This is a genomic window from Clostridium aestuarii (assembly GCF_026735135.1).
Classification (GTDB): Bacteria; Bacillota; Clostridia; order Clostridiales; family Clostridiaceae; genus Clostridium_H; species Clostridium_H aestuarii.
Genome location: NZ_JAPQER010000001.1, coordinates 584,104 through 597,349, shown reverse-complemented (window position 1 = coordinate 597,349; position 13,246 = coordinate 584,104). Strand labels below are relative to the sequence as shown.

At 28.8% G+C, this 13,246-nt stretch carries 4 protein-coding genes and 1 riboswitch; of the genes, 3 read left to right on the top strand and 1 reads right to left on the bottom strand.

All coding sequences use genetic code 11. The features are described from left to right. Window positions 1-20: 20 nt before the first annotated feature. Window positions 21-1,388, bottom strand: coding sequence for an MATE family efflux transporter (locus tag OW763_RS02510; RefSeq protein WP_268039484.1), 1,368 nt, complete (start codon window positions 1,386-1,388; stop codon window positions 21-23). A 188-nt stretch (window positions 1,389-1,576) separates the two neighbouring features. Then, a riboswitch (Lysine riboswitch) is annotated at window positions 1,577-1,749 on the top strand. 119 nt (window positions 1,750-1,868) lie between these two features. Between OW763_RS02510 and OW763_RS02505 the strand changes: the two genes are divergently transcribed. From OW763_RS02505 to OW763_RS02495, 3 genes are all read left to right on the top strand, one after another. Further along, on the top strand, window positions 1,869-3,068 hold the full coding sequence (locus OW763_RS02505; RefSeq protein ID WP_268039483.1) for an aspartate kinase: 1,200 nt from the start codon (window positions 1,869-1,871) through the stop codon (window positions 3,066-3,068). Window positions 3,069-3,088: 20 nt separating this feature from the next. Continuing rightward, entirely contained in the window at window positions 3,089-4,387 is a 1,299-nt protein-coding gene (lysA, locus tag OW763_RS02500) for a diaminopimelate decarboxylase (protein WP_268039482.1), read from the top strand. A gap of 184 nt (window positions 4,388-4,571) precedes the next feature. Continuing rightward, window positions 4,572-13,211, top strand: a complete 8,640-nt coding sequence (locus OW763_RS02495) for a GH36-type glycosyl hydrolase domain-containing protein (RefSeq protein ID WP_268039481.1) — start codon at window positions 4,572-4,574, stop codon at window positions 13,209-13,211. Window positions 13,212-13,246 lie beyond the last annotated feature (35 nt).

Sequence of the window (13,246 nt, the reverse complement as noted above, 5' to 3'; positions counted from 1 at the left end):
AATTTTTAAAAAATTTTGCCTCATATTTTTGTATAAGTATTATTTTCTACAATAAAGTTCTTAAATTGTTTTTTTGAAATTAGTATTGTAATAATCATTGAAAGTAAATCAGCTATTGGAAAAGCAATCCATATTCCCCAAATACCTAAATTATAAATGTTAGGTAAAAGTAAAATTAGAGGAATAAACAATAATACTTGTCTTAAAATTGAAAGAAAAAAAGATGTTAAAGATTTTCCTAAAGATTGAGAAATGCCTAATCCTGTCATTTGTACTCCTACAAATGGAGTCATTATTATAACTATTCTTAGTGCGGATACTCCATGCGAAAGGAGAACTTCATCTTTGTTAAATAGACTTATAATCTGATAAGGAAATAATTCTCCTATAAGTACACCTATAGTAGTAATTATAGTTGTACAAATTATAGTAAGCTTAATAGTTTCTTTAATTCTAGATATATTATTGCAGCCGTAATTATAACCAACAATAGGCTGCATTCCTTGAATCATACCATTTAATGGCATAAATAAGAATAAAGTTATTTTGTAAATTATTCCATAAATAGCAATTGAGAGATCTCCACCCAAATGACCTAAAATATGGTTTAATATAATGGTTACAATGCTACTAGATACTTGCACAGCAAATCCGGAAAATCCTATAGAGATAATTTCTTTTATAATGTTTTTTTGTGGAACAAAATATTTAAGTTTTATTTGTATGGAAGTTCGACTACTGTTTAGGTAAATAATTATATAAATAAAAGATCCAAGTTTTGATAATATAGTTGCAAGTGCAGCGCCTTTTATACCCATATCTAGTATAAAAATAAATATATAATCAAGTAGTATATTTGTTAAAAATCCTATTATCATTGATATCATTGCATCTCTAGAATTTCCTTCAGCTCTTATTAAGTTATTGGTAGAAACGCAGAATGGAAAGTAAAGACTGCCAATAAACATAATTTTCACATAATCTCTTGCATAAGGTAAAATATTTTTAGTAGCACCAAAAAAATCTACTATAGGAGTGGCAAACATATATCCCAAAATTGAAAAAATAATACCCATACATCCTACACATAAAAAGGAGTTACAAGCTATATAGTTTACTTTTTCCGTATCTTTTTTTCCAAGATTTCTAGATATCATAGATCCTGAACCAATTCCAATGAGTAGAGCACATGACAGAATAATAATTTGTACTGGAAGTTGAATAGCAACTCCAGCAATACCAAGGGTTCCTATTCCTCTACCAATAAAAATTGTATCAACTATGTTATATAAGGCATTTACAATCATTGCAATTGTTGCAGGTAAAGCTAATTTAAAAAGAACACTACTAATTTTAGCATTAGCTAATAATTCTTCTTTTTTATTCATTTAAACACTCCTAAATTATGTATAATAAAATTTAATAATTTTATTATACAATGAAAAAGTAAGTTCTATTTATATAATATATTAGATTTTGTAATTTCAGAATAAAAAATTTATTTTAATAAAATGTTGCATTGATTAAAAACTTATGTTAAACTAAGTACAATTTAATATGAGAATAAAAAATAGTTGCCTAGAGTAGAGGCGCTGTAATTAATAGTATTTACTTGGAGTCGGTAGACAAAGATGAGTAAAGAAAGGAATTATGGCCGAAGAAAATAAATTGGCAAATTTATTTTCTGGTCTTACGTAGAACATATGTAAGGCTGTCACGTAGAATTTTATGTGGAGAGCTACAAGGTGCACTAAGTTCGGAATATATTTTAAATCATAATTGTGAATTTATATTGCGGCAAGGGTGTCCCTTGTCGCAATTATTTTTTTTATAAAAATTAAAGGGAATTTAAAATGGGGGGCTTAGATATGGGGATAGTAGTACAAAAATATGGGGGAAGTTCAGTTTCTACAATAAACAAAATTAAGAATATTGCTAAAACACTAATAAATAAAAAAGAAGAGGGAAATGATTTGGTGGTCGTAGTGTCAGCTATGGGAGATACTACAGATGATTTAATTAGCCTTGCAAAAGGAATTTCAAAAAATCCAGATAAAAGAGAATTAGATGCTCTTATGTCTACAGGGGAAATGATGTCTTGTGCACTTTTGTCAATGGCTATTAGGGAATTAGGCTATGATTCTATAAGTTATACTGCATATCAAATAGATATAAGAACAAGTGGACAGTATGGAAAATGTTTAATAGATGATATAGATGTTACAAAAATAAAGGAAAGCCTAAAAAAAGGTAAAATTGTAATAACAGCAGGATTTCAAGGTGTTAATAAGAATGGAGATATAACTACTTTAGGTAGAGGTGGATCTGACACTTCTGCTGTAGCTCTAGCAGTAAAGCTTAACGGAGTTTGTGAGATTTATACAGACGTAGATGGAATATATAGTGTAGATCCAAGAAAATATAAATATGCTAAAAAATTAGATGCTATAGATTATGAGGAGATGCTTGAACTATCAAGTTTAGGGGCACAGGTAATGCATTCAAGATCTATTGAACTTGCTCAAAAATATCAGATTCCTATATACGTTGGGTTAAGTAATAGTAATATTAAGGGTACAATTATTAAGGGGGTAAATAAAATGAATTTAGAGAGTAAGCCTGTAACTGGACTTGCAACAAGTGATGATGATATTGCAGTAAATTTAAAAGAAATCGATGGAAATATAAATATTCTTTCAAATTTGTTTGAAACTATAGCAAGTAGGAAAATTAATATAGATATGATAAGTCAAACATCACCTATAAATGGAAAGGTGAATGTATCATTTACTGTTCCAAAAGATGAACAAGAAGAATGTATGAGTATAATTAAAAACTTTTCTAATGAGCGTAATATATCAATAGATGAGGATATAACTAAATTTTCAATAGTAGGAATAGGAATGAAAAACACTTCTGGAGTTGCTTCCAAAATGTTTAAGCTATTTAGTGATAATAATATAAATGTAAAAATGATAACAACATCTGAAATAAGGATAACATGTACGATAAGTCAAAAAGATAAAAATAAAGCTATTCAAATTGTAGCCGAAAAATTTTATCTTTAACTAAAAAGGGGGACAACATTATGAATTTATTTGGTACTATGGAAATTAAAAATGATGAATTATATATAGGTCATATTAGTACAATGGAACTTACTAAAGAATTTGGGACGCCTTTGTATGTAATGGATGAAGAAAATATTCGTGATAATTGTAGAAGATATTATAATAGTTTTAGAGCAAACAAAGAAATTAATAGAGTTGCTTATGCAGGAAAAGCTTTTTTAACTATTGCTATGTGTCAAATTATAGCTGAAGAAGGTTTATACCTAGATGTGGTTTCAGGTGGAGAATTGTATACAGCGTATAAGAGTAACTTCCCTATGGAAAAGGTTTATTTCCATGGAAATAATAAAACTTCAGAAGAAATAGAAATGGGAATTAGATTTGGAGTAGGAAGATTTGTTGCTGATAATCTTTATGAAATTGAAAATATAAATAAGATAGCAAAAAAATATAATAAGACTCAAAAAATTTTATTAAGAATAACTCCAGGAATAGAAGCACATACACATGAATATATAAAAACTGGTCAGATAGATTCAAAATTTGGTTTTACAATGCTTGAAAATGAGACTATAAAAGCAGTGCAAAAAGCTAATGCATTATCTAATATTCAAGTTATGGGTTTTCACTGTCATATAGGTTCACAAATATTTGAACTTGAACCATATCGTGATACAGTAAATATAATGTTGGGATTAATAAAAGATATAAAGGAACAATTAGGATATGAAATAAATGAATTAGATTTAGGTGGAGGTTTTGGAATTTACTATACAGCAGAAGATAAACCTAAAGAAATTGAAGAGTTTTGTAATACAATATTAGAACAAGCAGATAAGAAATCAAAAGAATTAAGTATAAATTTACCTATTCTTACAATAGAACCAGGAAGATCTATTGTAGGAAATGCTGGAGTTACTTTGTATACTGTAGGGTCAATAAAGAAAATTCCAAATGTAAGAAAATATGTTGCTGTAGATGGTGGAATGACAGATAATATAAGACCTGCTTTATATAATGCAGAGTATGAGTGTGTTATAGCAAATAGAGTTAATGCACATTCTAAAGAAAAGGTAACTATATCAGGTAAATGCTGTGAATCAGGAGATATATTACTTAACAATGTAGAAATTAGTGAAGCAAGAAGTGGTGATGTCTTAGCAGTTTTAGCCACTGGAGCATATGGATATTCAATGTCTAGTAACTACAATAAAATTCCAAGAGCAGCAGTTGTATTGGTAAAAGAAGGTAATGCAAAGGTTATTTGTAGACGACAATCTTACGATGATTTGCTTATAAATGAGGTAGAACTTTAGAGTTAGTTATACAATTCAAATTTTAAAATATATATTCAAACAAATAAAGGGTTTAAGCTAATATTTTTTAGTTTAAATCCTTTATTTATTTTTTGTGTTTAATATTCGTTATTTTAGGGAAAAATACTTAAGCATGAATTTTTAAATAAAGCAGTAAAGAACGTATAATAAAGGAGTGACTCAAATGGCTTATATTATTGTACTTGTGGGTATAGTATTGATGGGAGCTAGCTACATAATTTTTTTAAAATCTAAAAACGATGAAGTTAATATATTGGAGGATATGCCAGTAATAGATGTTAATAAGGAAGATTTAGAAAAACATGCACTAGAAATATCTAATCATTATTCTCAAACTAAAAATATAAGTTTTAGACGAAAGCTTATAAAAAATTTGGATAAAAGCTATAAAAATATGTTGAATGGGTATGAGTATATAGACAGAGATGTAAAGAATAAAAGAGAAGTTGTACCCGCTGCTGAATGGCTTTTAGATAATTTATATTTAGTTGAAAAAGAATATAAGCATATAAAACACAGTATGCCTGAATCGTATTACAAAAAGTTACCTATTATTAATAAAGGAATTATGAAAGGATATCCTAGAATTTATCATATTGCTGTGGAATTAGTTTCACATACTGATGGAAGAATAGATGAGGATACAATAGAAAAATTTATTAAAGCTTATCAAACTAATATTATACTTACAAGTGGTGAACTTTGGGCACTACCTATAATGCTAAGAATAGCATTAATCCAAAATATAAGTAAAATTACAGAAAATATAGTTTTTGCTCAACAAGAAAAAAGAAGAGCTGATATAATTGCAGACAGATTAATAAATGCTTCAGTAGATAGCAGAATAGAAGAAGAATTAGAAAAAATAGTATTAGAAGATATTAAGTTCACCTCTCATTTTACTGAAAGATTATTAAAGTTATTAAGAGATAATGGGGTTGACAATAAAAAAGTATATAAGTGGATAGATGAGAAATTAGAGCTTCAAGAAACAAATACAGAAAAAATGATAAATTTAGAGCATCATAAACAAGCTGACTATCAGTTTTCTATAGGAAATTCTATAAATTCAATAAGAGAAGTTGAAGCTTTAAATTGGAGAGATGTTTTTGAAAAATTAAGCTTTGTTGAAAATATTTTAAGAAAAGATCCTTCAAATGTTTATATAGAAATGGATTTTGAATCTAGAGATTATTATAGACATAAGTTAGAAGAATTAGCTAGAGTTATAAATAAACCAGAGTCTTTTGTTGCTAAAAAAGCAATAGAATGTGCACAAGAAGCTGAAGATGTTGATGGAAGAGAATATGAAAAACATGTTGGATATTATATTATTGACGAAGGATTAAAAAAGTTAAAAAGAAAAGCAGATATTAAGGATAAAGGGATTGAAAAAATTAAAAATCATATTAAAGAACATAGTGTAGGTTATTATATTGGTGTAATAATTGTTGGAACAATAATTACTATGTCAATATTTATTACTTTAAGTTATATAAATGATTTTCAAAGAATTTTTTGGAGATATATATTAGCTGCTTTAGTTCTTTTAGTACCATGTAGTGAAATAATTAATTCTATTTTTAATTGGAGTATAAATCGTTTAACTACTCCAAGATTTATACCTAAACTTGAGATGAAAAATGGTATAGGAAAAGAAAATAGAGCAGTAGTAGTTATACCAACTATTATAAATAATGTAGAAAAAATTCATGAACTTGTTAATAATATGGAAATATATTATTTGGCTAATTGTGATAGAAATTTATATTTTGCTCTTTTAGCAGATTTTAAGGATAGTACGCTAAAAGAAGAAAAAGAAGATCAAAAGATAATAAGAGAAGCTTTGAAGGAAGTAAAATCTCTTAATGAAAAATATTGTAAAAACAAAGAAGATACATTTTATTTTTTTAGTAGATACCGTCAGTATAATGAAAAAGAAGGAAAATGGATTGCATGGGAAAGAAAACGTGGTAAGCTCATGGAATTTAACACTTTAATTAGAGGCAATAAAAAAACAAGTTACGATGTTATAAGTGGAGATATAAGTGAATTATGCAAAGCAAAATATGTAATAACATTAGATACTGATACACAATTACCAAGAGATACTGCAAAAAAATTAATTGGAGCTATGGGACATATTTTAAATATACCACATATTGACACTTCAAGGAAAAGAGTTATTAGAGGATATGGAATAATGCAGCCGAGAGTAAGTATAAGTACTGTAAGTGCAAATAAAACTTTATTTGCAAGAATTTTTTCTGGTGAAACAGGAATAGATACTTATACTACTGCTGTATCTGATGTTTATCAAGATCTATTTGGAGAAGGAATTTTTACAGGGAAAGGTATATATAATGTAGATAATTTTAATTATATGCTAAAAAACGAGATACCAGAAAATTCAGTACTAAGTCATGATTTATTAGAAGGGGCTTATGCGAGATGTGCACTAGTTACAGACATAGAGCTTATAGATGGATATCCTGCTTATTATAATGCTAGTATGAAAAGGCTACATAGATGGGTCAGGGGTGATTGGCAGCTGTTACCTTGGTTAAAGAATAAACAGTCTATAAATATGTTATCTAAATGGAAAATTATTGATAATTTAAGAAGAAGTTTGTTAACACCATCTATAATATTGTTAGTAGCTTTATCATTTAAGGTTTTACCAGATGGAACTGATAAATGGATAGTTGCAGCTGTGCTTGCTTTAATAGCTCCATTACTTTTTGATATAAGTGAAACTGTTACAGCACCTATAAGAGGGATAAATTTATCGGGCAAAATAGATAATGGAAAAACTGTAGTTCAACAGGTAGTACTAATATTTTGCTTTTTACCATATTCAGCTTATCTTATGGTTGATGCAATAGTTAGAACACTTTATAGACTTATTATTAGCAAGAAAAATTTATTAGAGTGGCAGACAGCAGCAGACGCTGAAATAAAGTCAGGAAAAAAACTTAAGAATTATATTTTCTCAATGTGGATTGCTAGTTTGACTTCAATAGTTATATTAGGTCTTGCATTTTTAAAATCTACAAATTCAGGACTACTAATGATACCTTCATGTGTAGTATGGTTTGTTAGTCCAGCTATTGCTTATTATATAAGCAAAGAAACTAAGTATAAAAAATTTAATTTAAATATATCGCATATTAATATGCTAAGAAGAATTAGTAGAAAAACTTGGGCTTATTTTGAGGATTTTGTAAATGAAGAAAATAATTGGTTAGCACCAGATAACTACCAAGAGGATCCACATAATGGAATTGCATATAGAACTTCTCCTACAAACATAGCTATGGGACTAACTTCTAATCTAGTTGCATATGATTTAGGTTATATTGGTCTTGAAGAAAATTTAAATAGGCTAGATAAAATCACTAGTAGTATGGAAGGATTAGATAGATATAAGGGACATTTTTATAATTGGTATAACACTAAAACTAAGCAATATCTTAATCCAAAATATATTTCTACAGTGGATAGTGGGAATTTAGTTGGATACTTATGGCTTTTGAAGGAGACATTAGATGAATATTATAATAAACCATTGATTAACAAAGAGATGAAAAAAGGTATTTGTGATACGCTTTCTTTAGCTAATGAAGAAATATATAAAGAATTACAAATCAAGGGTTTTTATGATGAGATAATAAATAGTACAAAAGCAAATGAAGTAGATGATATTATAATTTGGAAAAACATGTTTTATAATGTATGGAGCAAAGTTAATGAAATAGAAAAATCTAGTAGTAGTGAGAAACTATATTGGAATAGTAAATTAAAAAATAGTACTGGTAAAATTTTAGCAGAACTTCAAAGAGTTTTTCCATGGATAGATTATGTTAATGAAAAAAATAATATATATTCAAAATTCAACTATTTGGTTTTCAATACTTCTTTAAAAAATTTAAAAAAGGAAGAAGAAAGTTTAATAAAAGAAGTTAATAAGTCTGATGGTGAATTAAAACAGTTACTAATAAATAGCAAAAATGAAATTGATAAGATTATTATAAAAATAAAAAATATAAAAGAAAAAGTTGATAGAATTGCTGATGAAACTGATTTTACCATGTTGTTTGATGTAAAAAGAGGATTGTTTTCCATTGGATACGATATTGAAAAAGATAGTTTAGGCAAAAGTTATTATGATTTATTAGCTTCTGAGGCAAGGCAAGCAAGTTTTATTGCAATTGCTAAAGGAGATGTTGAACAAAAACATTGGTTTAATCTAGGAAGAGCTATGACTTTAATGGGAAGAAGTAAAGGATTAGTTTCATGGAGCGGAACCATGTTTGAGTATCTAATGCCTTTATTGATTATGAAATCTTATCCGGATACATTATTAAACGAAACCTATAAAGCTGTAATAGAGGGGCAAAAAAGATATTGCAGAAGTAAAAAAGTTCCTTGGGGTATATCAGAGTCAGCTTTTAAAAGTTTTGATGTAAGTTTGAATTATCAATATAAAGCATTTGGCGTTCCAGGAATAGGATTGAAAAGAGGACTTAGCAATGAGTTAGTAATTTCTCCATATTCTACAGTTATGGCACTTCAAGTAGACACTCAAGATGCAGTAGCAAATATAGAAAAACTTACAAATGAAGGGTTAGAAGGTAGATATGGTTTTTATGAAGCTGTTGACTATACTGAAAATAGAATGTCTAAAAGTAAAAAGAAAGCTATTATAAAATGCTTTATGGTACATCATCAAGGTATGAGTTTAATGGCACTTGATAATGTTTTAAAAAATAATATTCTTCAAAACAGATTTCACAATATTTCCAAGGTGAAAGCAACACAATTACTACTTCAAGAAAAAGTTCCAGATAGAATTGTTTATGAAAGAGAATATAGATTTGAATCTGTAGATTTTACTAATGAAAGACAAAATATAGTAGTTAGAAAATATAATACAGCATGTACAGATATGCCGGAAACACATTTGCTATCTAATGGGAAATATTCTCTTATGATATCAAATAGTGGAAGTGGATATGGAAAAAAAGATGATATGACTGTTTATAGGTGGAATGAAGATATAACTCTAGATAGTAGTGGAATGTTTTTCTATATAAAAGATGTTAAAACTAACAAGTACTGGAGTGCGACTTATGAACCATGTAAGAATGAAGGAGATAAATATGAGACCATTTTTTCATTAGATAAAGCTGAATTCAAGCGTGAAGATGGGGAAATTTCAACTCATACGGAAATTACAGTTTCAAGTGAAGATAATGCAGAAGTAAGACGAATTTCTCTAACTAATCACGGAAGTGAAGAAAGAACTCTCGAAATAACTAGTTATTGTGAAGTAACTTTAGCTCCTTTAAATGCAGATATAGTACATCCTGCTTTTAGTAATTTATTTATAAGAACAGAATTTTTGCAAAATCCAGAATGTATTATTGGTAACAGAAGACCACGATCAAAAGGTCAAAAGAAACCTTATATTATTCAAACTATTGCAGTAGAAGGAGAACTAGTAGGTAATATTCAGTATGAAACAAGTAGAGTTAATTTTATAGGCAGAGGTAAAACATTATTTACTCCTAATGCAATGGAAGTAGATACTCCGTTAAAAAATACTGTAGGAGCAGTGCTTGATCCTATAATTAGTATGAGAAAAAGAATAAGAATAAAGCCAGGGGAAAGTTGTAAAATTGCGTATACTACAGCAGTCACAGATTCTAGAGAAAATGCATTAGAACTTGCTAGGAAATATAAGGAAATTAATAATGTTAATAGAATATTTGAGCTTGCATGGACACAAAGTGGAGTTGAAATGAAATACTTAGGAATAAAATATCCGCAAGCTAATTTATATCAAGCCATGGCATCTAAAATATTATTTTTAAGTGATTTATATGAAGAGAGAGAAGAGTATATTAAAAATATTAAAAGAGGTCAAACTTCTTTATGGAAATATGGGATTTCAGGAGATTTACCTATTGTATTAGTTATTGTGACTAAAGAAAAACATAAGGATATAGTAAGACAAATGTTAAATGCTCATGAATATTGGAGTATAAAAGGATTAAAAGTTGATCTTGTAATTTTAAATTTACAAGAAACAGCATATACTCAGCCGCTTCAAGAGAGCATAAGAGAGTTAATAGCTACAAGTCATGCAAGAGATAAACAAAATAAACCTGGTGGTATATTTTTAAATAGTAAAGCTACTATTGAACAAGAAGATATAAATTTATTAAAAGCAATTTCAAGAATAGTTATAGAAGGAGAAAATGGATTAGTTGTAAATCAATTTAAAAAGGAAAATAACAAGAAAAAAGATATGGAAATTCTTTCTACAAAACCTAAAAAGTGTATATTTAGACATCATAGATTTAAAGTTAATAAACTTAAATACTTTAATGATATAGGAGGATTTGATTTAGAAGGTGATAAATATGTAATTAGATTGAAAGATGGTAGAAATACTCCAGCACCTTGGATAAATGTTATATCAAATAAAGAGTTTGGTTTTTTAGTTTCTGAAGCTGGTTCAGCTTATACATGGTATAAGAACAGTAGAGAGAATAAGATAACAAGATGGTCAAATGATTGGGTAATTGATTCACCATCAGAAGTTGGCTATTTAAGAGATGAAGAAACAGGAGATATATGGAGCATTACGCCTAAACCTATAAGGGATAAAGGGGAATATATTATAGAGCATGGCTTTGGATACTCTAATTTTAAGCATGGTGTTTATGGAATAGTTGGAGAAATGACAATGTTTGTGCCTAAGGAAGAAAATGTTAAATTGTGTTTGGTTACATTAAAGAACGATTCCAAAGAAAATAGAAAATTATCGTTAACTTATTATGCACAAATGGTTTTAGGCGTTGTACCACAACATACGGCTATGCATATAGCAAGTTCTTTGAATACTGAAAAAAAATATATATCTGCACAAAATCCGTATAGTGAAAATTTTGGAAATTTACATGCTTATTTAAAAGTTGTTGGTGGAAGAGAAGAAAGCTTTACAGGAGATAGAAAAGAATTCATTGGAAGAGGTAAAAGTATAGAAAATCCAGAAGCCCTAAAAATGGTTAGACTTTCAAATTCAGTAGGTGGTGGATATGATCCTTGTCTTTGTGAAAATGTTAAATTTAATATTAAAGCAGGAAAAGAAAAAACTTTATTAATTATGTTTGGTGAAGATGAAAGTATAGAGAATATTGAAAGAATTATTAAGAAATATGAAAATATAAAAAATGCAAGAAAAGAACTAGAGAATGTTAAAAGCTATTGGAAAAAACTACTTGGTACGATAAAGGTAAAAACCCCTGATAAAGCTATGGATATAATGTTAAACGGATGGTTGTTATATCAAACAATTGTATGTAGGATTTGGGCTAGAAGTGCATTTTATCAATCTGGAGGAGCTTATGGATTTAGAGATCAGCTTCAAGACATGATGGCGGTAGCATATGTTGATCCTAAGATGACCAAAGAGCATATTATATACAGTGCATCAAGACAATTTTTAGAAGGCGATGTTCAACATTGGTGGCATCCAGGAGTTGATAGTGGTATAAGAACTAGATTTTCAGATGATTTACTATGGCTTCCATATGTAACAGCTGATTATATAAATAGAACTGGAGATTATAGTATACTAGATGAAGAAGTATATTATCTGGAAGATAAACCATTAGAAGAAGGTGAAGACGAAAGATATACTATATCAAGACGTTCAGAACAAAAAGGTACTATTTATGAACACTGTATAAAAGCAATGGAAAGAGGATTGAAATTTGGGCCTCACAATATACCTCTTATGGGTTCTGGAGATTGGAATGACGGAATGAGTGAAGTTGGTAATAAAGGGAAAGGTGAAAGTGTGTGGCTTGGATGGTTCCTATACAGCATATTAGACAATTTTAATGAAATATGTAAATCAAGAGGAGATGAATATAGAGTCCAAAGATATGCTGAAATGAAAGAGTTTATAAAAGAAAATCTAGAGAAAAATGCTTGGGATGGAAATTGGTACAGAAGAGCATATTTTGATGATGGAACTCCACTTGGTTCAATAGAAAATGACGAGTGTCAGATAGATTCGTTATCTCAATCTTGGGCCGTTATTTCAAATGCAGGAGATAAAGAGAGAGTTAAAGAGGCAATGAGTGCTTTAGAAAAATATCTTGTAAAAGAAGATGTGGGCATGGTGTTATTGCTTACACCACCTTTTGAAAATGGTAGAGAGAAACCAGGTTATATAAAAGGGTATGTTCCAGGAGTACGTGAAAATGGAGGTCAATATACTCATGCAGCTACATGGGTTGTTCTTGCTATGACAAAATTAGGATATGGAAATAAAGCTTGGAATATATATAATATGCTTAATCCTATAAGTCATACTAAATCCTATTATGAATGTGAAAGATATAAGGCAGAACCTTATGTAATGACAGCTGATGTATATGGAAGAGAACCTCATATAGGAAGAGGTGGCTGGAGCTGGTATACAGGAACATCAGGATGGATGTATAGAGTAGCTCTTGAGGGGATTTTGGGACTTAAATTTAAAGGTAAAAAAGGATTTACAATAGAACCTGCTGTGCCAGAAGAATGGAAAGATTTTGAAATTGAGTATAATATGGAAGAGTGTAAATATATAATAAAAATTTCAAAAGGTGATAAAGAAGAAACAAAATTAGATGGTAATATGTTAGAAGATGGTGTAATACCATTAATGAATAGTGGTGTTCATCAGGTAGAAGTGGTTTTTAATCCTCAAAGGGCATTGAAAGAAGAATATTGTAAAATATGATAATAAATAGTAGTGAATATATTTAATCATAAATC